The 24,754-nt window shown below is 68.7% G+C and carries 25 protein-coding genes; 13 read left to right on the top strand and 12 right to left on the bottom strand.

Annotated features, from left to right (window positions below; translation table 11 throughout):
- The first annotated feature begins 69 nt into the window (after positions 1-69).
- The 3 genes from murQ to IFU30_RS00325 all read left to right on the top strand — a co-directional run bounded on the left by murQ (position 70) and on the right by IFU30_RS00325 (position 4,718).
- Positions 70-966, top strand: coding sequence for an N-acetylmuramic acid 6-phosphate etherase (gene murQ / locus IFU30_RS00315; protein WP_192004730.1), 897 nt, complete (start codon positions 70-72; stop codon positions 964-966).
- A gap of 19 nt (positions 967-985) precedes the next feature.
- A complete protein-coding gene (nagB, locus tag IFU30_RS00320) occupies positions 986-1,771 on the top strand; it encodes a glucosamine-6-phosphate deaminase (RefSeq protein WP_192003928.1) in 786 nt (261 codons plus the stop codon).
- Positions 1,772-1,919: 148 nt separating this feature from the next.
- Entirely contained in the window at positions 1,920-4,718 is a 2,799-nt protein-coding gene (locus tag IFU30_RS00325) for an FAD-binding and (Fe-S)-binding domain-containing protein (RefSeq protein ID WP_192004731.1), read from the top strand.
- Positions 4,719-4,823: 105 nt separating this feature from the next.
- On the opposite strand, the gene IFU30_RS00330 is transcribed toward IFU30_RS00325, so the two are convergent.
- The 4 genes from IFU30_RS00330 to IFU30_RS20780 all read right to left on the bottom strand — a co-directional run bounded on the left by IFU30_RS00330 (position 4,824) and on the right by IFU30_RS20780 (position 10,831).
- Positions 4,824-5,375 (bottom strand): TetR/AcrR family transcriptional regulator, encoded by a 552-nt coding sequence (locus IFU30_RS00330; RefSeq protein WP_192003929.1) that lies wholly within the window; start codon positions 5,373-5,375, stop codon positions 4,824-4,826.
- 87 nt (positions 5,376-5,462) lie between these two features.
- The gene (locus IFU30_RS00335; RefSeq protein ID WP_192003930.1) at positions 5,463-5,891 is read right to left on the bottom strand and encodes a hypothetical protein; all 429 of its coding nucleotides are present in this window, start codon (positions 5,889-5,891) and stop codon (positions 5,463-5,465) included.
- A 106-nt stretch (positions 5,892-5,997) separates the two neighbouring features.
- On the bottom strand, positions 5,998-9,108 hold the full coding sequence (locus IFU30_RS00340; protein ID WP_192003931.1) for a DUF7507 domain-containing protein: 3,111 nt from the start codon (positions 9,106-9,108) through the stop codon (positions 5,998-6,000).
- A gap of 190 nt (positions 9,109-9,298) precedes the next feature.
- The gene (locus tag IFU30_RS20780; protein WP_192003932.1) at positions 9,299-10,831 is read right to left on the bottom strand and encodes a LuxR C-terminal-related transcriptional regulator; all 1,533 of its coding nucleotides are present in this window, start codon (positions 10,829-10,831) and stop codon (positions 9,299-9,301) included.
- Between the two features lie 160 nt (positions 10,832-10,991).
- Here IFU30_RS20780 and IFU30_RS00350 point away from each other — a divergent pair, with 160 nt between their 5' ends.
- Positions 10,992-11,846, top strand: coding sequence for a helix-turn-helix domain-containing protein (locus IFU30_RS00350; RefSeq protein ID WP_192003933.1), 855 nt, complete (start codon positions 10,992-10,994; stop codon positions 11,844-11,846).
- A gap of 502 nt (positions 11,847-12,348) precedes the next feature.
- Here IFU30_RS00350 and IFU30_RS00355 read toward each other — a convergent pair.
- Both IFU30_RS00355 and IFU30_RS00360 read right to left on the bottom strand, forming a co-directional pair.
- A complete protein-coding gene (locus tag IFU30_RS00355; protein ID WP_192003934.1) occupies positions 12,349-12,951 on the bottom strand; it encodes a hypothetical protein in 603 nt (200 codons plus the stop codon).
- On the bottom strand, positions 12,951-13,673 hold the full coding sequence (locus tag IFU30_RS00360) for a hypothetical protein (protein ID WP_192003935.1): 723 nt from the start codon (positions 13,671-13,673) through the stop codon (positions 12,951-12,953). Before IFU30_RS00360 ends, IFU30_RS00355 begins: the two co-directional genes overlap by 1 nt.
- Positions 13,674-13,817: 144 nt before the next feature.
- Between IFU30_RS00360 and IFU30_RS00365 the strand changes: the two genes are divergently transcribed.
- From IFU30_RS00365 to IFU30_RS00375, 3 genes are all read left to right on the top strand, one after another.
- Entirely contained in the window at positions 13,818-14,177 is a 360-nt protein-coding gene (locus tag IFU30_RS00365; protein WP_124767744.1) for a PadR family transcriptional regulator, read from the top strand.
- Positions 14,174-14,920 carry a hypothetical protein gene (locus tag IFU30_RS00370; RefSeq protein ID WP_192003936.1) on the top strand — a complete coding sequence of 249 codons (747 nt, stop codon included), beginning with the start codon at positions 14,174-14,176 and terminating at the stop codon, positions 14,918-14,920. Before IFU30_RS00365 ends, IFU30_RS00370 begins: the two co-directional genes overlap by 4 nt.
- 241 nt (positions 14,921-15,161) lie before the next feature.
- Positions 15,162-15,554, top strand: a complete 393-nt coding sequence (locus IFU30_RS00375) for a hypothetical protein (protein WP_192003937.1) — start codon at positions 15,162-15,164, stop codon at positions 15,552-15,554.
- A gap of 56 nt (positions 15,555-15,610) precedes the next feature.
- Here the strand turns inward: IFU30_RS00375 and IFU30_RS00380 are convergent, their stop codons facing one another.
- On the bottom strand, positions 15,611-16,342 hold the full coding sequence (locus IFU30_RS00380; protein ID WP_192003938.1) for a hypothetical protein: 732 nt from the start codon (positions 16,340-16,342) through the stop codon (positions 15,611-15,613).
- Positions 16,343-16,475: 133 nt separating this feature from the next.
- Here IFU30_RS00380 and IFU30_RS00385 point away from each other — a divergent pair, with 133 nt between their 5' ends.
- Positions 16,476-17,312 carry a hypothetical protein gene (locus IFU30_RS00385; RefSeq protein ID WP_192003939.1) on the top strand — a complete coding sequence of 279 codons (837 nt, stop codon included), beginning with the start codon at positions 16,476-16,478 and terminating at the stop codon, positions 17,310-17,312.
- 51 nt (positions 17,313-17,363) lie between these two features.
- A complete protein-coding gene (locus IFU30_RS00390; RefSeq protein WP_192003940.1) occupies positions 17,364-17,708 on the top strand; it encodes a hypothetical protein in 345 nt (114 codons plus the stop codon).
- A gap of 130 nt (positions 17,709-17,838) precedes the next feature.
- On the opposite strand, the gene IFU30_RS00395 is transcribed toward IFU30_RS00390, so the two are convergent.
- Positions 17,839-18,237: a hypothetical protein gene (locus tag IFU30_RS00395; protein ID WP_137242998.1), complete on the bottom strand. Its 399-nt coding sequence runs from the start codon at positions 18,235-18,237 to the stop codon at positions 17,839-17,841.
- A 247-nt stretch (positions 18,238-18,484) separates the two neighbouring features.
- Entirely contained in the window at positions 18,485-19,372 is an 888-nt protein-coding gene (locus IFU30_RS00400) for a MerR family transcriptional regulator (RefSeq protein WP_192003941.1), read from the bottom strand.
- Positions 19,373-19,523: 151 nt separating this feature from the next.
- On the opposite strand from IFU30_RS00400, the gene IFU30_RS00405 reads away from it, so the two are divergent.
- The 3 genes from IFU30_RS00405 (at position 19,524) to IFU30_RS00415 (ending at position 21,807) form a co-directional block, all read left to right on the top strand.
- Positions 19,524-19,727: a hypothetical protein gene (locus IFU30_RS00405; protein ID WP_192003942.1), complete on the top strand. Its 204-nt coding sequence runs from the start codon at positions 19,524-19,526 to the stop codon at positions 19,725-19,727.
- Between the two features lie 181 nt (positions 19,728-19,908).
- Positions 19,909-20,838 carry a hypothetical protein gene (locus IFU30_RS00410; protein WP_192003943.1) on the top strand — a complete coding sequence of 310 codons (930 nt, stop codon included), beginning with the start codon at positions 19,909-19,911 and terminating at the stop codon, positions 20,836-20,838.
- A 171-nt stretch (positions 20,839-21,009) separates the two neighbouring features.
- A complete protein-coding gene (locus tag IFU30_RS00415) occupies positions 21,010-21,807 on the top strand; it encodes a hypothetical protein (RefSeq protein ID WP_192003944.1) in 798 nt (265 codons plus the stop codon).
- A 62-nt stretch (positions 21,808-21,869) separates the two neighbouring features.
- Here IFU30_RS00415 and IFU30_RS00420 read toward each other — a convergent pair whose 3' ends face one another.
- Entirely contained in the window at positions 21,870-22,742 is an 873-nt protein-coding gene (locus IFU30_RS00420; RefSeq protein ID WP_191939907.1) for an alpha/beta fold hydrolase, read from the bottom strand.
- 85 nt (positions 22,743-22,827) lie between these two features.
- On the opposite strand from IFU30_RS00420, the gene IFU30_RS00425 reads away from it, so the two are divergent.
- Positions 22,828-23,325: a CGNR zinc finger domain-containing protein gene (locus IFU30_RS00425; protein ID WP_192003945.1), complete on the top strand. Its 498-nt coding sequence runs from the start codon at positions 22,828-22,830 to the stop codon at positions 23,323-23,325.
- A 46-nt stretch (positions 23,326-23,371) separates the two neighbouring features.
- Here the strand turns inward: IFU30_RS00425 and IFU30_RS00430 are convergent, their stop codons facing one another.
- The gene (locus IFU30_RS00430) at positions 23,372-23,881 is read right to left on the bottom strand and encodes an RES family NAD+ phosphorylase (protein ID WP_342450775.1); all 510 of its coding nucleotides are present in this window, start codon (positions 23,879-23,881) and stop codon (positions 23,372-23,374) included.
- 61 nt (positions 23,882-23,942) lie between these two features.
- Positions 23,943-24,728, bottom strand: coding sequence for an SDR family NAD(P)-dependent oxidoreductase (locus IFU30_RS00435; RefSeq protein WP_191939909.1), 786 nt, complete (start codon positions 24,726-24,728; stop codon positions 23,943-23,945).
- Positions 24,729-24,754: the final 26 nt, after the last annotated feature.

Here is a 24,754-nt window from a genome sequence, read left to right on the forward strand (position 1 = left end):
ACCACTACGACGGCGCCAGCCCGTCCGACCCAGAACGGAGGGCCGATCGTGCCTGAAGCATCGAGTACCTTGGCAGCGCTCTCCACCGAGGGACGCAACCCGCGCACGGTCGACCTCGACACGCTGGACACGCTCCGGCTGCTCGAGGTGATCAACGACGAGGACCGACTCGTCGCCGACGCGGTCCGAGCGGAACTGCCGAGCATCGCGCGCGCCGTGGAGCGCATCACGGAGGCTCGTCGGCAGGGTGGACGACTGATCTACCTCGGCGCGGGGACGAGCGGTCGGATCGGACTGCTCGACGCGGTCGAGTGCCCGCCGACCTTCGGCACCGACCCCTCCGAGGTCGTTGGGCTCATCGCCGGGGGCGAGCACGCCTTCGTCGTCGCCGTCGAGGGTGCTGAGGACGACATCGAGCTCGGCGCCTCGGAACTCATCGCGGCCGACCTCCGCCCCACGGACGTCGTCGTCGGTCTCGCGGCCAGCGGTCGCACCCCGTACGTCATCGGCGGCCTGCGCTACGCACGCCACCTGGGCGCGGGGACGATCGCGGTGTCCTGCAACCGGAACGCCAGGATCAGCGCCGAGGCGGACATCGCCATCGAGGTGATGACCGGCCCCGAGGCGCTCACCGGTTCGACCCGTCTGAAGGCCGGTACCGCACAGAAGCTCGTGTGCAACATGCTGTCCACCGCGTCCATGGTGCGCTCGGGCAAGGTCTTCTCCAATCTGATGGTCGACGTGAAGCCGACCAACGAGAAGCTCGTCGACCGCGCGCAGCGGATCGTCGCCGACGCCACCGGGGTCGAACGGTCGATCGCCGACGCCGCCCTGGAGCAGGCCGGCGCCCACGCCAAGACCGCCGTCGTCATGCTCCTCGCCGACGTGGACGCAGCGACGGCCGCCCGGCTGTTGGAATCGCACGACGGCGACGTCCGCTCGGCCGTGGCTGCGGCGAGCGCCTGAGCAGGAACGAGAGGACACCGTGGAGATCATCATCCTTCCCGACGCCGCCGAGGTCGGTCGCGTCGCCGGCGCGAAGATCGCGTCGATCGTCGCCGGGCGGCCCCAGGCCGTCATCGGGCTCGCGACCGGGTCCAGCCCCCAGGGCATCTACGCGGAACTGGCCCGTCGCGTGCAGGCGGGCTCGCTGTCGTTCGCCGAAGCGCGCGGCTTCGCGCTGGACGAGTACGTGGGCATCCCCGCAGACCACCCCGAGTCGTACGCCAGCGTGATCGCGCGCGAGGTCGTCGCCCCGCTCGGCTTCGACCCCTCGCGCGTCCGCGTCCCGGACGGTCGCGCCGCGGACCTCGCGGCCGCCGCGAAGGAGTACGACCGGGCCATCGCGGAGGCCGGCGGCATCGACGTGCAGATCCTCGGCATCGGATCGAACGGGCACATCGGGTTCAACGAGCCGACGTCGTCGTTCGCGTCACGCACGCGCATCAAGACCCTGGCACCGAAGACCAGACAGGACAACGCCCGCTTCTTCGACTCGCCCGACCAGGTGCCCACCCACTGCATGACGCAGGGACTCGGGACCATCCTCGAGGCGCGCGAGCTCGTGCTGGTCGCCCAGGGTGCCGGGAAGGCCGACGCCGTCGCGGGCGCCGTCGAAGGACCGCTCAGCGCGTTCGTCCCCGGTTCGGCGCTCCAGCTGCACGAGCACGCCACCGTCATCGTCGACGAGGCGGCGGCATCAGGGCTGCGGTTGTCGGACTACTATCGCTACACCTACGACAACCGGCCGGACTGGCAACGCTTCGAATGAATCGGCCGGGCGATGGCCGACGACGCCCCATCCTCTGAGGCGTCCGGCCACCGCAGCCGCAACCCAGCACCCCGCACCCCTGCACCCCGCTGACGCCCGCATTCGAGAAGGAAGCCTCGTGGCACACCCGACCACCGTCCCATCCCTCATGACCGAAGCCATCGGCGAAGCCGTGGGTGACCCCTCCCGGATCCGCACCCGGGCGATCGACCTGGCCGCGTACGCCGGGGATGCATCGCACTACCTGCTGACGCCCGAGGCGGTCGTCATCGCGGAGAGCGCTGCCGAGGTCGCATCGATCCTCCGGGCGGCGACGCGGTCCGCCGCGCCCGTCACGTTCCGGTCGGGTGGCACCAGCTTGTCCGGTCAGGCGTCCGGTTCCGGCATCATCGTCGACACGAGGCAGCGGTTCAAGTCCATCGAGGTGCTCGACGACGGCAAGCGCGTCCGGGTGCAGCCGGGGGCGACGGTGGCGCAGGTCAACGCGCGACTCACGCGACTCGGCTACCGCCTCGGCCCGGACCCGGCGAGCGAGGTGGCGTGCACGATCGGCGGCGTCATCGCGAACAACTCCAGCGGCATGGCATGCGGGATCGACGAGAACACCTACCGGACGCTGGAATCGATGGTGTTCGTCCTCCCGTCCGGCACCACGATCGACACGGCTGACCCGACGGCCGACCGACGGCTCCACGAAGCGGAACCGGAGCTCGCCGAGGGGATCGAGCGTCTGCAGCGCCGCGTGCGATCGGACCCGGCGTCGGTCGCGTCCATCGAGCGCCAGTTCTCCCTGAAGAACACCATGGGGTACGGCATCAACGCGTTCCTCGACTTCGAGTCGCCCGTGGACGTCCTGCAGCGCCTCATCATCGGCTCGGAGGGCACGCTGGCGTTCGTCGCCGAGGCGACCTTCCGCACCGTCCCCGTCCTCCCGCTGGTGTCGACGGCGCTGGCCGTGTTCCCCTCCCTCGATGCGGCGACGCGCGCGCTGCCCGAGCTGGTCGCGTCCGGAGCCGCGACGCTCGAGCTCATGGACGCCACGTCCCTGACGGTCGGGCAGCGTCTCCCCGGCAGCCCGGCGGAGATCCAGGGGTTCACGCCGCAGGATCACGCGGCACTCCTCGTCGAGTACCGCTCCGAGGACGCCGTCGAACTCAGGGACCGCGCGACGGCGGGCGGTGTGCTCCTGAACGGTCTGGACGTGCACGCGCCGGTGGTGTTCTCGAGCGACGCGTCCCAGCGGTCGCGCGCCTGGGCACTCCGGAAGGGCCTCTACGCTTCGGTCGCGGGAGCGCGACCCTCCGGCACCACGGCCCTCCTCGAGGACATCGTCGTGCCGACCGCCGCCCTCGCAGACACCTGCGCGAGCCTGCAGGAGCTCTTCGTGCAGCACGCCTATCGCGACTCGGTCATCTTCGGCCACGCGAAGGACGGCAACATCCACTTCATGCTGACCGACCGGTTCGAGGGCGACGCCGCGCTCGGCCGGTTCAACGGTTTCACCGAGCAGATGGTCGACCTCGTCCTCGACGCGGGCGGCAACCTGAAGGCCGAGCACGGTACGGGTCGCGCCATGGCACCGTACGTCCGCCGGCAGTACGGCGATGAACTGTACGGGGTGATGCTCGAGCTGAAGCGGTTGGTCGACCCGGCCGGGGTGATGAACCCCGGCGTGCTGATCGACGAGGATCCCCAGGCGCACCTCCAGGGGATCAAGCTCCAGCCGACCGTCGAGGAGGAGGTCGACCGCTGCGTGGAGTGCGGGTACTGCGAACCCGTCTGCCCGAGTCGCGACCTGACGCTGACGCCGCGGCAGCGCATCGTCGTCCGCCGTGCCGAGGAGTCCGCTCGCGCTCGCGGGGACATCGCCCTCGCGGAGGAGCTCGCGGACGACTACGACTACGCCGGCGTGCAGACCTGTGCCGTCGACGGGATGTGCCAGACGGCGTGCCCGGTCCAGATCAACACGGGCGCGCTGGTCAAGCGCATCCGGCGCACCGAGGCGGCTCCGGTCGCCGCCGCGGGCTGGAAGGCTGCTGCCACCGGTTGGGGGCCGGTCACGAGGATCGGTTCGGTCGCGCTCTCCGGCGCGAAGCTCCTCCCGGCTCCGGTGGTCGGTGCGGTGACGGACGTCGCGCGTGCCGTGCTCGGCGCGGACACCGTGCCGAAGTACTCGGGCGATCTGCCGGGCGGCGGACGCTCGCGGAAGGCACTCGGTCGGACGGTGGGCGCCGGTGACGGTCCGACCGTCGGCATCTACGTCCCGGCGTGCGTGAACAGCATGTTCGGCGCGGCGGACGGTGGGGACGGCGTCATGGGCGCTTTCACCCGACTGCTCGAGCGGGCGGGCCTGAGCATGATGGTCCCCGACGGCGTGGAGTCGATCTGTTGCGGCACCCCGTGGTCGTCGAAGGGGTTCGCGTCCGGTGCTGCGGTGAACGAGCAACGCACGGTCGAACGCATCCGAGCGGCCGTGGCCGACAGTGGGCTCGTGGTCGTCAGCGACGCGTCGAGCTGCACCGAGGGCTTCGCGAAGCTCCTCAGCGAGAGCGGCGTGGTCGTCGAGGACGCGGTGGCCTTCGCCGCCCGGGAGATCTTGCCCCGGGTCGACGTGTCAGCGCAGATCGAGCAACTCGTCCTGCACCCGACCTGCTCCTCACGACAGATGGGCCTCGACCCGGATCTCGTGCTGATCGGCGAAGCCGTGGCCGAGCGCGTGCACGTCCCGGACGACTGGGGCTGCTGCGCCTTCGCGGGCGACCGCGGCATGCTGCACCCCGAGCTGACGGCGTCCGCGACGAAGGCCGAGGCCACCGAGGTCGCCGCCCTGGGTGCCGACGCGCACGCGTCCTGCAACCGCACCTGCGAGCTCGGGATGACCCGCGCCACGGGCGAGGACTACCGCCACGTGCTCGAGCTGCTCGACGCCGCGTCGGCCCCCCGCTGATCCCCGCATTGGGTCGTCTGCCGTTGGACCGGCGTGTCACGATCCCGCCTGGCGTCGCTGACGCGAATGCAGTGTCACTATGTGGCCGATCGCGCCACCTGGCCGTCATCGGAGGAGCGGCTCCCGGGCTGACGCGAGCACCGCCATGATGTCGTCTCGGTCGAGGCGTCGTCGGGAGGCGGCCAGCTTGTACCGGATCACTTCCGCGGAGGCACCGGCGATGGCCGACGCACGGTCGGGCGCCATGCCGGGGTCAGCGGAGCAGGCTCGGACGGCGAGGTGCGACGCGAGGGTATGGAAGAGCGCGCCTGCGGCAGCGGGGTCGGGGAGGGCCGTGCGGTAGATCCGTTGGTACTCGTTGACGTGTTGGATCGTCGCCTCGAGCAACTGCTCGAACGGTGGCTGATCCTGAGTCATCAGCGCGGTGTCCATCGTGCGCTCGAAGGCGTTCGCCAAGGCTGCGCAGAGCAGTGTCGTGGGGCTGGGGGCGTGGTGGTAGAAGGTCGTCCGATTGATCTCCGCGCTGAGGACGACCTCGCGGACCGACACCTCGGTCGACGGTTTGCTCGAGGTGAGCTCAAGGATGGCGTCGGCGAGTCGTGCGCTGGTACGCCAGAAGCGGAGATGGGTTCGGGTGGTCGTGTCGGGTACACGCAAGGCGGACGTTCTTTCGGATAGGGGCGTCCTCTGAGGGGCCGCCGCGGGAGGACACGAATCGTCGTGGTGCTCGAATGAGCGGTGCGGTCAGGAGGCTGACGGGATCACCGTCCGGTCGGGCGTCGCCGTCCTGGTCTCATGAAGCGCCCGGACGAGGTCCTCCGCCGGGTACCCGATCGTGCCGCCGGCATCGGTGGACAACGCCGGAAGCAGGCCGGTGTCCGCCCAGTGTCGGATCTCCGTCGACGGAATCCGTGCGAGCAGCGCGAAATGTTCGGGCGCGATGATCCCACCCGGCGTGGCACGGGATCTGACCGAACCTTCGACGGTTCCGGTGAGCGCCGCGATGACCGCAGGGGCGGTTCCAGCCGCGATCAGGGCGCCGATCACATACCGGGTCGTCCGGAAGGCGGATCGCCGTTGGTGCCCAATGGCCGCTTGCTCGGCGTCGATCGCGGTCTGCAGGAGGACGGTGAACTCGACGGGCAGCTCGTCGAGCGTTGACAGAGAGGGCATTGCCGAGCTCCGATGAGGTCGTCGAGCGCAGAACGCTCAGGGTGAACGGCTCGCGGGTGGGTGGGATCGATCTGATCCCACCCACCCGCGAGGTCATGCCGCGGTGTTACTGGTCAGTGCTGACCATGCGTCGTCGGATGACGAGCGCCCCACCGAGGAGCAGCAGAACGGCTGCACCGAGGCCCAGCGGCAGCACGTTCGCACCGGTGGATGCGAGTGCGGGGCCGGGGGTCACGACCTTGACCGTGGACGGGTCGGAGGTGAACGGGTCGCCGCCCGGCGTGACACCGGTGCCGAACGCGGTGTTGCTGATCGACCCGGCGTTCAAGTCGGCCTGCGTCACCTGGTAGGTGGCGGTGCAGATGATCTGCAGCCCCGGCGCGAGCGACGTGGCGCCGCTCGGGCAGGTGATCGCCGACAGGGTGCCGGTACCGGTGAAGGTGCCCTCGGTGACCTTGACGTTCGTCAGGGTCACGTTGCCGGTGTTGGTCACCTGGAACGAGTAGGTGATGACCTGCCCGACCGTGGTGGCCTTCTCGACGTTCGCGGTCTTGATGACCGAGAGGCCGGGGACCGGCGGTGACGGGACCGTCACCTCGGACGGCGGCGACACCGGCGGGGTTCCACCATTCGGCGGGGTGCCGGTCGCGGTCGCCGAGTTCGTGATCGTGCCGGCGTCGACGTCGGCCTGCAGCACCGTGTATGTGGCGGTGCAGGTGATCTGCGCGCCCGAGTCCAGCACAGCCGGCACGGCGGGGCAGACGACCTCTGACAGCTCGCCGGCACCGGTGAACTCACCCTCGTCGACGGTGATGTCCGACAGCGAGACGTTGCCCGTGTTGGTCACGAGGAACGAGTACGTGATGACCTGGCCGACGACGTAGTCACCCTGTGCAGCCTCATCGGCGGTCTTCACGACCGTGATGGAGGGTGCCGGCGGGATCTCTACGGTGACCTCGGACGGCGGGGACTGCGGCGGGGTGCCGCCCCCGGGCGGCGTGCCGGTAGCGGTCGCGGAGTTCGTGACCTCACCGGCGTTGACGTCCGCCTGCGTCAGCGTGTAGCTGGCGGTGCAGGTGACCGACGCCGCAGGTGCGAGCGACCCGGCTGTCGGCGGGCAGACCACATCGGAGAGCTCGCCGGTTCCGGAGAACTCACCCTCGTCGACCGTGACGTTCGACAACGTGACGTTGCCGGTGTTGGTCACGAGGAACGAGTACGTGATGACCTGGCCGACCGTGCCGGCGGTCGCCGGGTTCGCTGACTTCTCCACCGTGATGGCGGGTGCCGGCGGGATCTCGACGGTCGTGTCGGACGGCGGGGACACCGGCGGGGTGCCGCCGTTCGGCGGGGTGCCCGTCGCGGTCGCCGAGTTCGTGATCGAACCCGCATCCGCGTCGGCCTGGGTCACCGTGTACGTGGCCTCACAGGTGACGGTCGCCTGCGGGGCCAGCGAGCCGGCGGCCGGCGGGCAGACCACGTCGGACAGTTCGCCGGTTCCCGAGAACTCACCCTCGATCACGGAGACGTCGGACAGCGTGACGTTGCCGGTGTTGGTGACGAGGAACGAGTACGTGACCGTCTCGCCCGCGTTCGCGACCGTCGCCGGGTTCGCGGACTTCACGACCGTGATGGCCGGGGCCGGGTCATCAGCGGGGATCGTGACCTCGGAGGGCGGCGACACCGGAGGGGTCCCGCGCGGCGGGGTTCCGGTCGCGGTCGCGGAGTTCGTGACCGAACCCGCATCGACGTCCGCCTGGGTCACCGTGTAGGTGGCCGTGCAGGTGATCGACGCCTGCTTCGCGAGCGAGGCCGCGCCTGCCGGGCAGGTGATCTCAGAGAGCTCACCGGAGCCGGAGAAGTCGACATCGTCGACCTCGACATCCGTGAGCGCCACGTTACCGGTGTTGGTGACGAGGAACGAGTACGTGACTTCCTGGCCGGCGGTGAACGTCTCACCGGAGCCGAGCGACGCCGACTTCACGACCGAGATCGCGGGAGCCTGGTCGACGAACTCCACCGTGGTGTCCGCCGGCGGGTTCAGGCCGACGCTGGTGATGTTGTCCGGACCGTTCGTGAACGTGCCGGCCTCGGGCGAGGTGACGTTGACGGTGACCGTGCAGGACGCCAGACCGGCCGTCAGGCTGCCGGTGACGTCGATCGAGGTGCCACCGACAGGAGCGGTGACGACGCCGGACGGGCACGTCGTCGACGCAGCGCCGTCGGCGATGGTCAGGCCGGCTGGAAGTGCATCGGTGAAGGACCAGCCGTTCTTGGCGGCCAACTCGTCTGTGTTGGTGATCGTGAGCGTCAACGTGGACGTCTCTCCGGCGACGACGGATGCCGGACTGAACGACTTGTCCAGCTGCGGCGTCACGTCGAGGATCCGGATGTTGTCGAACGCGGCATCGTTTCCGCCGCCGGAACCGTTCGCGTTCTGCATCCGGATGCCGAGGGACGCGCCGTCGAACAGCACGGACCCGTCGGAAGTGTAGGTTCCGACGTTGACCGACCGGGCGCCCAGGGGTCCAACTGCAGGCACCGCGGCCGTAGCAGTGGACGTGCAGGCGTTGAGCAGACCGCCAACATTCGTCGCGGTACCAGCCTCGTTCAGGAACGCGAACTGATACTGGGGGGCCGAGACCTGACAGTTGACGGCTGCGGTGTCAACACTGAAGGTGAGGAACCGGCCGCTGGAGCTCGCGAGTGGAATGTTGCCTACCGTTTGGAACTCGGTTGCGTTGGTACCGGGATTGTTCTCGGTGTACGCGGCGACAACGTCGTTGGCCGCGGGGGTCGCAGCACCGCCGTGTACGCCGAGGGCATAGGCGAGCTGGCGCAGCTGTGCCGAGTTGTTCTCAGAGGTGCAGTTCCCGAGCGCCGTGAATGGAATGTTGAAATTGACGATGGATCCGTTGCATGCCGTCAGCCATGCGGGGTCTGCGGTGTACTGCTGCCCGCCGACTCCGGTGTATGCGGCGAGGCCCTGAGGTGCTGTTCCCGGACCGTTCTCGAAATCTTCAGCGAAGACGACGGTGCTCCCCTGCGGGGTTCCCGGGGTGCCCGGTGCGGCCTGGGCTGCGGAGCCTGCGCCGAGGATCGACAGCGCGGCGAGCGCCGTCACGCCGATCGTGCCGAGCAGGGTGCGTCCCGCGGAACGTTCACCGCTCCACGCGCGCCACCTCCCCCGGTGGTGTTGCGGTGTTCGTACGGACATGCAGATGCCTCCCCTTGGCCACAGCCGCGCCCCCTCTGGACGCGAACGAAGATCGCCACGTGAGCCGGCAGGTCGATGCAATCCGTCACGTGTCGGTACCCAGTGAACTGCCAGGTATGCGCACGGAGACCGGAATCTTCCGGAATCCACCCCGAAATGCACCCCGGGGTGACGGACCGAACCGCGAGGGTTAACCGAGCCTCCGCGCTGCCCGAAGTGCCTGGTCCCGGTTCTCGACGTTGAGCTTGCGGTAGAGGCGTCCGAGGTGGCTCTTGGCGGTGTTGTGGGAGATGAAGAGCACGCCCGCGAGTTCCTTCACGGAGGTGTGGTCGGCGAGCAGCTCGAGGATCTGCCGCTCGCGCGGGGTCAGGTTGACCGGTTCGCGAACGAACGGCGCGAACGGCAGATCCGGGAGCTCCAGGTGCCCGAGCACGGATGATCTGATATCGGGGTCGGCATCGATGGCGGCATCATGTGCTCCGGTCAGTTCCAGGCGCCGCGTCGCTCGGGTGATCGCGGTGCGCTCGTCTGCCGCCGACATCAGGTGCGCGAGGTTCGCTCGCAGGACTTCCCATCGCGCCGGGGCCTGCGTCGTTCGAAGCGGAGGACTCATGGCCGTGTCGAGCAGGTTGAGGGCGCCGCCGGAGTCGTCGACGAGGATGAGCTGCCGAGCGAGCGTGCTCACGGCAGCCGGGTGGGGAGCGCCGGTGTTGAGCGGACCGAGGATCAGCCCGGCCCGGTCGAAGTGCCCTTCAGCCTGGTGGAGGTCGGCGAGATCCGCGCGCAAGATCACCCCGGCGAGCGAGGTGGGGCTCGTCAGCGACGGGAAGGCGTGCAGCTCCGCCTCGATCTCCCGGATGGCGGACGGACGATCGCCCCAATACAGGGCGACACGACTGCGAGCATGGACGCCGACCCACCACAACTCGCCGCCTTCCACGCCGACTTCGAGTTCGCCGACGGCACGTCGCGCCTCGCTGCGGTCAACGGCTCCGATCGCGATGAGGGCGTCCGCGAGCTTCGCAGCCGATGCCAGCCGGAACGCCATGGTTCCGGGACCACCGGCGTGCATCTCCGCGCTCCGTTCGCGCCAGGTGCGAGCGTGCACGTAGTCGCCGGCAAGCGCATGGGCGAGTGAGCAGTACGCTGCCGCGAACGGCGCGAACGGGTGCGGGGAGGCGATCGAGCTCCACCGCCACGCCTCGGAGAACGAGCTGATCGCCTGGTTGGCGTGGCCGGCGAGGAGTCGAACCAGGCCGAGTCGGATGAAGACGCTCGGGAGCACATCGTCGAACCCGTCGTGATCGTCGGCATGCCGGATGATGTCCTGGATCTCGTCGGCGACGGCGGATGCAAGGCCGAATCGCCCGGAGGCGAGATGCCTCCGGGTCTCCGCGATCTTCACCCCCAGTACATCCCGAGTCGCCGGGGGCTCCTGCTCCTCGACCCACGCAGCGAAGGCTCGTATCGCGGGGAGGTCGATCACCGGGAACGGTTTGCGCTCGGCGGCGCTGATCGCGGCGGCCATCAGGTAGCGAGGGTGAGCCTCGAGCCATGCTGCGGGTGCCTCGGCCCACACGCGTTCGACGGCCTCCGGCGCGGACAGCGACAGTGCGAAGAAGTAGTCGTCGAACAGTGCCCCGATCGCGTCCCACTGATTCGCGACGCGTGCCGCATCGACGGTATCAAGGAGGTCGGGGAGCCTGCGCTGCCAGTCATCCACGCGGGAGACCCTATCCAGAAAACGAAGCGCGGTCCCCCGTCGCGGTCGCTCAGCTGCAGATTTCGCGGATTCTGTCCACGATCGCGCAGAAAATGGCCGGTACATTTGGTCGACCGGTTTCAACGACGCGGACAGCGGATTCGGACGGAGGTGCCCCAGCATGACCATGGGCGCGCAAGCGGCGGAACGGTGCGATGACTTCGGGTGGCAGCCTCGCGGAACCGTCGACCCCGGCCTCGTCGCCGAGACGATGGCACACCCGAAGTTCGGACTCGGGCGGGCCTGGTCCAACTCCGCCGGCTACCGGCTGGCCCCCGCCCCGAAGCTCACCTACCTCGTCTACACCGTCGAAGGCGGCTTCGACTTCACCGTCGACGGCACGACGGTGCGCGCTGATCCGGGGTCGATGGTCCTGTTCGACGGCGAGGCCCCGGTCACGGCGCGCACCACCGAAGGAACCGCCCGGTTCGTCTGGTACTTCGAGCCGACGCTGCTTCACGCCGGCCGATCGCGGTTCGCGTTCCACGAACCCCTCAGGGTCGAGAACGCGCCACTCCGCGCCCTCGCCGCGATGACGCATTCCACGCTCGATGCCCCCGCACCGGGCAGCGCACATGCACGACGTCATCTCGGTATCGCGATGGAGCATCTCGTCTCCGCCGCCCTCGAGGAGGCGGGCGGTGCCGCCATCGGCTCGGACTCGCGGCACCGTGACGGTCTCTTCATGGCAGCCCAACGCTCGATCGAGACGCACTTCCGAGACCCCGCCTTCACCGTCGCACGCCTCGCGACCGACCTGTCGGTCAGCGTCCGGACGCTTCACGAGACGTTCAGACACCTCGGCACCACCCCGCGCCGCGAGATCGAACGTCGCCGCGTCTCCGAGATCGACCGCATCACGGACGGCCGGATGAACGCCACAGACCTCGCCGCCGCCGCCGGCTTCTCCTCCGCCAGACAACTCCAGCGCGCTCTCCGACGATCGGCTCCCAGCCCGGAGACCTTCGAACGCTGAAGCATGCCGCCTGGGTGCGGATGTGGCCGAGACGCGTCATGGATCGAGGGAGGTGCAGTCTCCTCAGGTAGGAGGCGAGCAGTCGAAAGCAGTCCGGCTGACACATGCTCGAACAGGATGATCAGTGCACTGTTGGTTCTCGCGGCGGTGTCGGCCTGCGTCGGCGTACTCATGATGGTGACCGCCCCGCCTCGCACGTGGCGGCATGTCCCAGTAGCCACTCGGCACCATGCTCAGACTCCCCCTCAGACGCCCGAACGGTGAACCGGCCCGAGCGAGCCTCGTTCGACCGTTCTTTCACGGTGAAGCGATCCGGGCGATTCCAGCCAACGCGCTGGTGATCCCGATCCCGACTGGCTACGCACCGTGGCATCTGCAGCGACATCGCGCCGGCTCGTCGAGGAGCTGGTCCCAGGCGGATCGTTCGCGCATGGCGTGTCTCCCGAGACGGCAGTCATGGGAGAGGAGCGGCTTCGGCCGCATAGCGCGCCTCAAGGGACGCTCATTCGGTGCCGTCGCCGGTTGATGCGAGGACATGCTCCGCGTACCCGCCACAGCCGGCGTCCTCCCAGTTGTAGCTTTCGCCCGCGAGCCGCGTGCCGACGTACGCCTTCCACTCCGGCGTGCCGACTGCGGGGAGATCGATGGAGTTGCTGCGGCGTTGATCCTCCGTCCGCTCCCACGGGAGGGAGAAGGTGAAGTCCAGGCCGAGTTCCGCCATGCATTGCGCCGCGATGAAGTTCCGGGCGACGAGCAGTTCCTGCACCGCACGTTGCTGGGGCGTGAGCGTGCTCGGGTAGGTCACGAGCTTCGGGTCGGTGTCCGCGTCGTAGACCGGGGTCCCGAAGGTGTTGCGCCGGCGGTCGTCCGCAGTCGTGATCGTCGGATCCGGATTCAGGTACGCGGAGACATCGACGCCACGGTCCTCGAGCGGGACGAATTCGAACGTGCCGACGGTGCGCTGCTCGGCCGCGTACGCGGTCTGGACGACCGCCGCGGCTCCGGTGCCGGCGAGGACGCCGACACCGAGCAGCGCGAACAGGAGGGCGGTCGTGGCGCGGGCCCGGCTCCTCGGGACCAGACGCTCGTCTCCCGATGCGACCATCAGTGAGCCGTCCGGCCGGACACGGCGTCGGCGACCACGACGCACGATGTCTCCCAGGTGCCTTGCTCCCACTCGGGGTAGCTGGAGTCGTACGCGTAGGCGTCGATGGTCCACTGGTGCTGCTCGTCCGCAGACAGCCCCTCGGGCATCCCGCCCGGCAGCTCGGAGTCAGCGTAGGGGACGGTCTGCAGCGTCATGTCGACGGCACCGACGAACTCGTGCCCCTTGTCGGCCATGCACGAGCGCATCGCATCGATCCAGACCTGGTACTGCGTCGCGAACGCCAGCGCCGCAGCCCGCTCCTCCTCGGTGGGGACGTACGCCGCCTCGGCCGCCGCGGACGCCGCGTCCCGCTGGACCCAGCACGGTTCCGCCGCGGCGTACCATGCCTCCTGGTCGACCTCGCTCAGCCCCGACGGCATCCCGTCGAAGGTGGTTCCGTCGAACGGGAACCCGGCCTCCACCATGCACGACTCCATCGTCAGGAGGCCCACCTGGCGGAACTCCTGCCACTTGTCCTGCAGGAAGAACTCGTCGATGTGAGCGGCATCGGTCGGTGGCGACGTCGGCGTCGGCGTCTCCGGGGAACTCGCCGAGGTCTCCGGAGCATCCGAGGAGTCCGCCGCGGGCCTCATGCTGAGCGCCTGCGCCGCCACGCCACCGAACCCGCCGGCGGCCACCAGCCCGGCCGCGACCAGGATCAAGAACTTCTTGCGAGCCATCATCTCTCCAACTTCAAACAACACGTTTATAGGAAGATAGCCCGCGAACAGACGGGCCGCAAATTGCCCGTGATATAGGACAACTGTTGCCCACGGAGAACACGACGTGGATTTATGGGCCGATAGCTTCCGTATACTGTCCGCATGGTCAAGCGTCGCCCCGGCACCCTGTTCCCCCTCGAGCTCGACATCCTCGACGTGGGCACAGTGCTGCAGGCGTCGGAGGGGTCCTTCTACGGATTCGCGCTCGCGAAACGCCTGGCCGGTCCCGAGGGGAAACTCGCCGCGCACGGCACCCTGTACAAGGCGCTCTCGCGGATGTCCGAAGCCGGCCTGATCGAGGAGGACTGGGAGGACCACGAGATCGCGGCCGCCGAGGGCCGACCCCGAAGACGGATGTACCGCATCACGGCGGTCGGTGCCGCCGCACGGAACCGCGAGCACGCCCGACTCGTCGACGAGCACCGCGTCGCGGCTCGCGTCGCCGACCAGGGGATCGCATGAGCCTGCTCCACACGAGGACGTTCAACACCACGGCACACTGGGTCCTCGCTTGGTGCGCTCAGTACACCCGCGACCTCCCCGAGGAGGTCGCCGCCGCGCGGCGCGATGAGCTCGCCTCCGACCTGCATGAGCACGCGCTCTGGGCGGACGAGGCCGGATGGTCGGCCGGGCGCCTTCGCCGGGACATCGTCCGGCGACTCGTCACCGGGAGCATCCACGACGTGAGCTGGCGCGCCCACCAGCTCGGTCGCAGCGCGGTGAGCGACCCACGCCACGGCAAGACCGTGCGGACCGCTCAGCACATCACGTCCTGGATGCTCGCGCTCGGCGTCACCCTGACCGTCCTCGGCGGGTACACCTACGCGCGGATCATCCGCGCCATCATCATCGACGACCTCCGGGTCCCGCCGCTGATGGCGATGCTCGTCGGTGTGCTCGCCGTCCTGTCATTGGTCGGGACCGCACTGACAGCCCGACGCCGCACTCGCATCGTCGGTGCGGTCGCGCTCGCGCCGCCCACGCTCCTGCTCGGGTACGTCGCCGTCGAATCGCTCAGCCTGATCAGCGCCACCGGTGTGCAGATCGCCTTCTGGGCCGACCACCTGACGGCGACCGCCGGAAGCCTCGGGCTCCTCGCCGCCGGTGTCGGGATCAGTTTCCTCCTCGGCCTCGTCGCTGCCGCGATCTGGTGGTGGCCGCCCACCACGTCGATGCCGGCGACCGAGGCGGGTGCGGAGAGCTGACCACGGAAGTGGTGGCGCTGCAGCTCAGGACATCCCGATGGCGAACGCCATGATCGCCTGCTGCACCGGGAGCAGCGACGCTTTGAACCGGTGACCGACGAAGGCGGGGTGTTCGATGGCGTCGACGCGGACCTCCTCGCCGCGCGTGAGTCGAGGGTCGTGGCGACCGCGGTGAGCCCTCGGCGGTGACGTTGCTCACGCCGAGGTGACGGGCGAGTGCCTGATGCGTCACAATACGGGCATGGACGACACCGGAAGCCTTCGACGATCGGTCTCGTGGTGGGTGCTGCTCGCGGTCGGGCTGGCGTCCGTCGTGGCGATGGGCGTGCTCGCGTTCCTCCCGTCGACCGTCCGTGAACGGGTCGACGGCGATGATCATCCCGGATACACCACCGTGTGCTCATCCGTGGTCGTCGCTGGCTGGCCCCGCGAGCTCGGCACGGGAGGCGACCGGATGGTCGCTCGCGGGATCGTCTCGACAGACACCTCGGAGCCGCCCTACGACGTCTGCGCCAATCGGCGCTCCCTCTCCGCCGCTGGGATGGCGGTACTCGCCATCCCAGCCAGCTCGCTGCTCGTCCTCGCCGGGGGCTCCGTTCGCCCGGCCCGCCGCGCCGGAACACGCGCCCGGTGACCGTGGACGACGATTCGGACCGGCATCCAGCCCGGAGGTGATCGTCGACAGACCGATCAGTGACCGGGCCCACCGCAGGCTGCGTCGGCGACGAATCCGCAAGACGCGTCCCAGGTGCTCTGCTCCGACTCGGGGTAGCTGGAGTCGTAGCCGGTCGCATCCAACTTCCACTGGTGGCTCTCCTCCGGAGACAGGCCGTCGGGCATCCCGGTCGCCTGCTGACCTTCGGGATACGGGTAGGCCTGGAGCGTCATGTCGACGGCGCCCACGAACTCGTGGCCGCGGTCGGCCATGCATGAGCGCATCGCATCGATCCAGCCCTGATACTGCGTCGCGAACGCCAGTGCCGTGGCACGCTCCTCCTCGGTCGGCACGTAGGCCGCCTCGGCAGCAGCGGTCGCCGCGTCACGCTCCTCACGACAGGGGACCGCGGCCGCCTGCCACGCGTCCTGGTCGGCCTCGCTCAGACCTGGCGGCATCCCGTCGAAGCTGGTGTGGTCGAACCCGAACCCCGCTTCGGTCATGCAGGACGCCATCGCGGCTTGACCAACCTCGAAGAATCGCTGCCAGAGGCCCTGCAGGTAGAACTCGTTGATGTGCGTGGACTCGGTGGGCGGCGTGGTCGCGGCCGGCGTCTCGGTCGGCGTCGCGGTCGCGGTCGGCGTCGCGGTCGCCTCCGCCGGCGCCTTCGCGGAGCTCGCCACGGCCTGCGCTGCCACACCGCCGAGTCCGCCGGCGACCACCAGTCCGGACGTGAGCAGTACCAGGATCTTCTTGTAAATCATCATCTCCCCCAATGTTCATGGAACGTGTTTATAGGAAGATAGCTTCCTCAAGTGGATGGCGCAACCGGCCCCTGAGCCGGAACACGTCTCCCCGCCACTCGTCGAGCGATGCGGCGGTGCCTCTACCCTGGGCTGTGTGAGCATTCCTCGGAACGACAGTGGGCCGGCGCGCGCCTGGATCGGCCCGGACTGGGAAGCGACCGTCGACGCCCGTCGACTGGATGAGTTGCGCTGGAAGGTCGAGCAGGAGCTCAGCACCCTCAGCGGGTTCCGACGCCGACTGAGGACCGAGGGTGAGTATCTCGTACCCGGGCTGGCCATCGGCATCCCGTTCCTGATCCCCCAGGCCTTCGGGCTGGTCGAAGCGCTCACCGCCGCGCCCGAGCCGGGCATCGACGCGTTCGGCGAGTGGATCTCGAGGCCGGCGGTCGCGGGCTGGCTGATCGTGAGCGCCCTCTTGTTCTGCTTCTCGCTGGTGTCGGTCCCGATGCGAGCGCTGGGGGAGTTCCGGATCTACCGCCGGGGCGGCTGGCTCGCCCTCCAGGCCCCGACGGGCCTTGTCCAGTGGGGCGGCGAGGCCCCGACCCTGATCGCCTACGATCATCGGCTGGTCGGCGGCAGCCGCGACACCGTCGAGCGGGACCTCCGCAACCCGTTCATGCTCGTCTCGGGACCACGCATGCCGGTGTGGGTGTTCGCCGGAGCGCTGCGCTCGGTGCGGGCGAGCACGGTGGCACGTTCCCTCAGCATCCACCGCCTGGCGGTGCTCAGACAGGAGATCGGCGTGTTGCGCGCCATCCCAGCACCGATGGTGTTCCCGCAGACCGACGGCTGCCTCATCGGCTCGCAGGACGAAGGGTTGCTCACCGTGGCCCTCCCTCGTCAGGTGAAGGCCGGCCAACGGATCCGGCTCGCCCGTGTGAAGCTCACCCGCGCCGAACGGGAGAGCGTCACGATCGGCCATCCGTCCTGATCGCTGATCGGCCCGGGGCTGTTGGTCACCAGTCACTGGCATCATCGACCCATGAGTGAATCCCCGATCGAACGAACGACCCTGAGTACGGTGACGCTCGATGGGGCTCCGAGCTTCGCCTCCGTCGAAGTGCGACGCATCACGATCGACGCCGATGTCCATCTCGGAGCCCACTGGCACAACGGGCCGGTGTTCGGCGTCATCGAAACCGGCTCCGTGAACTTCCAAGTGGGGACCGGGCCTCAGACCGTCCTGCGGGCCGGCGACACCTTCCACGAGCCGGCCAACGAAACGATCGTCTTCGACGCGACCGACGAGGGCGTCACCTTCCTTGCGTGGTTCCCGATGCCGGCCGGCGTCGAGCCGGAACTGACGATGGGCGAAGTGCCCGCCTGACGTCCGACGAACCGGCATTGGGCGTGGACATGGCCGTCGGTGTCGGAGGTGTCGGACCCGCACGAATCCGGGTCTGACCGCGGACGGGCCCCGAGAGGACCCCCGGGGCCCGTCATCGCACCGTGTGCGGTCACGCGACGCAGGACTTCAGTCCGTAGACGGAGGCAGCCAGGCCCACGTAGGCCACGACGCCGGTACCGGCCGTCTGGACGATGCCGTACGCGGACGCGCCGGTGCCGACGACGGCGACCAGGCAATCCATGTTGATGGCGTTCGGATCGGCGATGGTCCCGTGTCCGGTCAGCGCGATGGTCTCGATCTGCTTGCCGTTGATGTACTTCTGCAGGTAGGAGCCCTTGCAGGTGCTCAGCGCCGCGCCCTTGGTCATGCTGTAGGACGACCCGTCGGTGCCGACGCAGACGTATTCGTACTGCCCGGCAGGTTCGGCGTTCGCGGCGCCCGCCGCGCCGACGGTCAGCCCCATCGCTGCGACCGCGGTGATCAGGATCCGAGAGAACTTCGTACGCATCAGAGATACTCCTTTGTCTCGTTTGTTTCCGAAGCCGACACCGTACCCACCCGTCGTCGCTTGAAGTCAAGGACGAAGGCGTGTTACTCGCGGGCGCGCGTCCCACTTCGACGATCCGCGCGCCAGCCCGGTCCGATCGTCTCCACGGGACCGACCGCTGGATCGGAGGCCGCACCATCGACACCCACGTGAAGAACCTCCGGGCTGGTGACGACCAGTCCCGACACGGACGATCGCGGTCGACGACTCAGCGTTCGGCCGGTGGTGCGAGGTCAAGTGCATCGAGTTCGAGGACCAGTTCCATGCACCGCAGGCGCGCGCGGGAGAAGTCGTAGGGCATCATCCGGACGGCCTCGGTGAGGCTCGTCGAGCCGCACGTCGCGCCTGCGCCGTCCTCGTCGTCGGGAAGGGGGTGGCACTCGTCCCAAGCGTCGAAGCGGTCGTCGTCGGCCTGCGCCAGCCCGGAGTCCTCGATGACCGTGCGGAGGGCCGCCTCGAAGGCATGCCGTTCGGCGGCGACCTCCGCGACGCGGGGGTCGTCGACCGCGACCGTGTCGTCGAGTGCTGCTTCGGCGGCGTCGACCCGGTCGGACTCCTCCCGCAGCTCCGGGTGGGTGGCCAGGGCGATGAACCGCGACGCCTGGACGGACGCGCCGAGCCCACCGAAGATCCGCTCGGTCACGAGCAGGGTGTCTAAGTCGTCCTGCCGAAGGGCGCCCTCGGGCAGATCTGTGAGGCGGTCGCTCACGACGTCGGAGAGCAGCCCCAACCTGCTGCCCTGCGCACGCATGCGCTGCACGGCGGTCCGCTGCTGCTCGAGTTCCGACTGCCGAGCGACGAGGGAGCCCTCCAGGCGGTCCAGGATGCGCGCGACATCGTCGTCGGCATCGGTGATGCCACCCGCGAAGGCGTCGCGGATGTCGTCGAGGGCGATGCCGGCGTCCGCCATCCGACGGATCCACAACAGCCGGATCATCTCGTCGTAGCCGTAGCGGCGGCGATCGTCACTCCCCCGCTCGGGCTCAGGGAGCAGACCGATCTGGTGGTAGTGACGGATCGCCCGCGGGGTGGTGCCGACGAACGCAGCGGCGCCTCCGATCGTGACCTGGCGCGGCGGGGTGAAGGACGAGAACATGTGGGGGCCTTCCTCGGTGGGCGGAATACGTCCACTGCACCACATGACGCTACGGCAGGTGCAAGTCGACCCACGGCCGTCCCCCGGGAGACGGATGTGCATCGGTTGTGGTTCTCCTACGTTCGAATGCACGAACAGGATGGAGCCGACCATGACCAGAGCAACGAACCTGAACCTCTCCCAGATTGCGGCCGTCTTGACCGTGGTGATCGCTGTCGCGTTCATCATCTTCGGGATCGTCACCCAGAACTGGGCGGTCGTCGCAGTGTTCGCGCTCTTCGGCATCGCCGGGCTCGCCTCTACGACGGTTGTCGCCCGTGGCCACCACTCCCGGGCAGCATCGACCGACGAGTGAATTTCGATCGAACGAACGCCCCTGGGCACGGTGACGCTCGATGGTGAGCGGTCCCCATTCGCTGAGCCGATTGCGACCGGTACGGTTTGGCCATGGGGAATCGCATCGCACGCATCACAACGCTTCGGGACGCACCGCGAGAACATGCGCTGAGCGCGACCACAACGTTGCGAGGAACCCCATGATCACGAGCATCGAGATACTCGGCACTGAGGAGCTGCTGCTGCAGCGGAACCCGCGCGCCGCAGCCGTGCACCAGGCGATCGTGGCTCGCGGCCGCGAAGCCGTGATCGCGCTGAACGAACGATTCGACGACCCGTCGGACGATGCCGCTATGAAGCGACTCGACACCGAGCTCGAGGCGATCGTCGAGCGGAGTGTCAGTGAGTACGTCCGTCAGGCCAGTGGGCTGTTCAGCGCCGAGGACGTCGACCTGTGGACCGCGAAGATCAGCCGGGTGCCCGGCAGCTATGTCGGACGAGCGGCGGCCGTCGGCGTGCCCGGAGCCCTGCTGCTGATGGAGTCCGTGGAAGAGGCGGAGTCGGAGGAGAACAGCACCTTCATCTCACTCGACGACACCCTCTCCAACATCGCGGGGTATTGCCAGTGCGGCTACGCCACGAGCCGCATCGCGCCCAGGCAACTGTGCCGCCTCTGCTCCGGCGGCGTGCTCATCGCGTGGAGGACCGAGGAGGACCAGGTCATCGCGACAGCCCCCAAGGTCCGGTCCGAGCTGCACGCAGTGTTCGAGGAGTTGCTCGACGAGCTCGCCACCATCCACCTCGCGACGGGCGACGCCTCGGCCGAGACCCCTGCGCGCCGTCGAGCGGGCAACGCCGGGATCACCCGGGTGAACGAGACCTATGCCGAGGAGATCGCGATGCTCGACCTCACGCGATGGCGGGAACTCAGCGATCTGAACCAGCTCAGCCAGATCACGGCGGTGACGGCTCACGCGAAGCACTGGTCGCAGTGGGGTCTCGGATCGGCGCGGTTGGCGATGTTGGCGATGCAGAGCGATCCGGAGATCCAGGCACGGATGCGCCGGATCGCCGGCAGCCGGCCCGCTCCGAAGCCCTCGCTGTTCGAGCGGCTCTTCTCCCGACGATGATGTCCGCGACGGCGACGATCGGACCGGGCGCGGCCGCCGTCGGCACCGGTCGCCTCCGCCGACGCAGGTCGGCCACACAGGAAGTGGTGTGACGTGTTCGTCCAGCCGACCCTTCGCGAACCCCGGCCGAGATCGCCACGCATCCGCCGCAGTAGGGCCGGCCGGATCGTCGTGCTCGTCCTCCTCATCGCCATGGCCTGCATCGCAGCGATGATCCTGTACTCCTGTTCGACGATGAAGATCGCCTCCTGGCGGGTGACACCGGTCCTCCAGGAGGCCGTCGGCGATCACGGCACCGTCTCGGCGTACGCGAAGGAGTTCACCTACAGCTCCGGCTCGAGCTGCACCCTGTCGGTGGACCTCGACGAGGACATCACGGTCGATCAGACGGCGACGGTCCTCCAGTCACTCGCACCCACCGACCGCTTCGCGCCCTGCGACATCAGCACCGTCGAAACGGCCGCCCGTTCGACAGTGTTCGCCGAGAACTGGAACACCATCTCGGACGACGGCTGGGTGTCGGTCGCCGAACACCTGGCCGGACCGGGGCCGATCACGCTGTACTTCGCCACCGACGCCCCCGCCCATCTGGACGCTTCCGAGCGGGGACGGTACACCGACTTCGTCGACCTGCTCCGTCAGCACACGACCGGCGACCGCCTCGAGGACACCGTCGGTCCCGTCCGGTGGACCCTGACCTGGGACAGCGGCACCGGCGCCTACAAGGGCGTGCGCATCACCACTGACGAGACACCGCCCGCCGCGCTCGCCGAATTCCTCGAAGCGCTCACCATCCCGTTCCAGGGATCATCGGGCCTGGACAGCATCATCTACACCGTCGCCGACGGCGAAACCACGCTCCACGCCAACCTCAGCAAGCCGGATGACCAGGTCACCGCTGCCATCCAAGCGGCGTTCGCAGTCTCCGGACTCCCCGGCGAGCTCACGATCAACCCGCCAGCAGCCTGAGCCGTCCGAGCCGAACGCGCCGCCGCTGAACGCAGTCTGGATGGATGGACCGACCCGCCGAGCTATGCGCTCCGGTCAGTCGTCCGGAGCCAGTCCGTGATGGTGTCAGCGACGTGGTCGAGGTCGGATTCGAGGAGGAAGTGTCCGCCGTCGACGAGTTCGACGCGAGCATCGGGGGCATCACGGGTGAACGCTGTGGCGCCGGCGGCGGCGAAGATCTCGTCGTGACGCCCCCAGATCGCGAGCACCGGCACCTGTGAGGTGCGGAGCCATTCGTGCACCGCGGGGTACAGGTCCCGATTGGTGGCGTAGTCGCGGAAGAGCGCCAGCTGCACGTCGTCCTGACCCGGACGGGCGAGGAGCGCGAGGTCGTGCTCCCAGGCGTCGGGGTCGACGGTCGTCACATCTGGCACGCCGTGGGTGTACTGCCATTCGACGGCTTCCCGTCCGAGGGCTGGACGGAGCGCATCGCGCGTCTCGGTGGTCCGTTCGGCGGCGTCGGCCCAGATCGGGTCCCAGAAGCTCGAAATGAAGCCCTCTTCGTAGGCGTTGCCGTTCTGGGAGATGACTCCGACGACGGCAGTGGGGTCGTTGAGGGCCAGGCGCCAGCCGACCGGGGCGCCGTAGTCCTGGACGTAGATCGTGTACTGGGTCACGCCGATGGTCGAGAGGAACCGGCCGGTCACCCCTGCGAGGGCCGCGAAGGTGTACTCGAACTCGTCGACCGATGGGGTGGAGGAGCGACCGAATCCGATGTGGTCCGGAGCGATGACGCGGTACTGGCCGGCAAGCGCCGGGATGAGGTGCCGGAACATGTGGGAGCTGCTCGGGTACCCGTGGAGGAGCAGGAGGACGGGAGCGTCAGCCGGGCCGGCCTCACGGTAGAAGACGTCGAGCCCGTCGATCGAGACGGTGCGGTGGTGGACGGTGACCATTGCTAACCCCTTTAGATTGTTTTACTGGTTAGCCAGACGCTAGCATGGATCCTGGGCGCCGGACGGCGCACGAGAACGGAGAGCGATGCTTCGCGACGAGGAGCTGCTGCTGGGCCTACTGAACAGTGCGCCGGTCGTCGAGGGCACCCCGACCGACCGTCTCGAGGGGGCGACCGGACAAGACCTGGCGCGCAGCTGGGGCGGCACAGGATCCGTGGACGAGTTGGCGCGCCTTCGACATGCGAGACAGGCGCTGCAGACCATGGTCCGTGGCGATGACGGAGGAGCGATCAGAGACCTCGCTGGCATCCTCGACGACGCCGTGCGCACGCCGCGCATCACCGCGGATGGCGTGGTCTGGGAGCTTCAAGTCCCTGACGACGATCGCCTGGTGGCGGGGGTCGTGCTGGCGTGGTCGAGCGTGATCACGGAGTTCCCCGGGCGCCTCCGCGCCTGCGCGAACCACGAGTGCACGCAGTTCCTCGTCGACCACAGTCGACCTGGCACCGCGAAGTGGTGTTCGATGGCGGTCTGCGGCAACCGGATGAAGGCGCGCACGCATGCGCGCCGCGCTCAGAGCTGAGCGGCCCGGCACACGCTCGGATCAGGACGAACGTCGTCTCGCGGCGTCACTTCGCGGCGGCGACATGAGTCCCTCTCAAGCTGACGGTCGGCGCACCAGGCTCGTTCCAGCGGAAGAGCACCAGATGCCAGAGCCCCGGGCGTTTTCGCGAGGGGTCGATCAACCCGTTCGCGCCGCCGGCAAGGAGGCGGTCGCGGACGCTCCACGACGTCGGCGTGCCTCCGCCGGCGGCGATATCCTGCCACGGGGCTGTCGCGTCGGCGAGGTCGATGCCTGCCGACTCCAGCGCGCCCACGTCGCGCAGGTCGACGATGCCGGACGCCTCGACATCGATCTCCACGATCTCGCCCGCCGCCGCCCGAGCGTCCTGGTGGGCGATCATCGCGGCCTCGACGCCATCGACGGACGAGCTCAGGTAGAGCGTCGGCTCGTTCGCCCGCGAGTAGCGCCCGGCGGTGCGCGATCCGGCGATCGCGAACTCGCGGAAGCTCGGGTCGATCGCGCGATAGAACGTGCCCCTCAGCGGTGGCGCGAAGGTCAGGTCGATACCGGTCACAACGCAAGCTTCTCACCGCGGAATGTCGCGCGCGACCCGATGTCAGCAGGTGATCGAGGGGTCAGGCGTGGGTTCCGCCGTCGATCCGGATCTCCGTGCCTGTGATGAACGCGCCGTCGGCGCTCGCGAGCATCGCGACGACGCCCGCGACGGCATCGGGTGAGGCGAAGCCTTCACCGAGCATGGGTTGGAGCTTCATCATGAGGCTGTAGTCGACGTCGTCCGGCAGGCCCGGACCCACGCTTTGACCGCTCATGCCCGTCCCGCTGGTCATCCCGGATGAGATGGAGCCCGGCTGGACGGAGGTGAACCGGATGCCATCCTTGGCGTACTCGGCGGCGAGCGCGTGCGTCATCGACTGCACGCCTCCCTTGCTCGCGGCGTACGCGGCCATGTAGGGATGGGCGAAGCCGGCGGATGTGGAGCTGAAGTTCACGACGGCGGCTCCAGTACCCCGCTGCAGGGCTGGAAGGGCCTCGCGGATCATGAGGAACGTCCCGGTGAGGTTGACGCGGATGATCTGTTGGAAGCTCTCCAGGCTGGTTGTCGCCGTATGGGAGGAACGCAGGATGCCGGCCGCGTTGACGAGGACGTCGAGCCCGCCGAGGATTCCGACGGCCTCCTCCACGCCGCCACGAACCGATCCTTCGTCACCGATGTCGATGATTACCGGATGGAAGCGTTCGAGGTCAGAGCCTGCCTTCGACGCGGTGTCCGCCAGGCCTGTGTCGCTGATGTCCGCGGCGACGACCGTCCCGCCTTCCGCGAGGATCCGCAGGGTCGTCGCCTGTCCGATACCGGAGCCTGCCCCGGTGATGAGGACTCGCCTGTCGTCGTATCTGTTCATGTGTGCCTCCATCGGCGTCGTCGTTC

Source organism: Plantibacter sp. CFBP 8798, assembly GCF_014841195.1.
GTDB classification, from domain to species: Bacteria; Actinomycetota; Actinomycetes; order Actinomycetales; family Microbacteriaceae; genus Plantibacter; species Plantibacter auratus.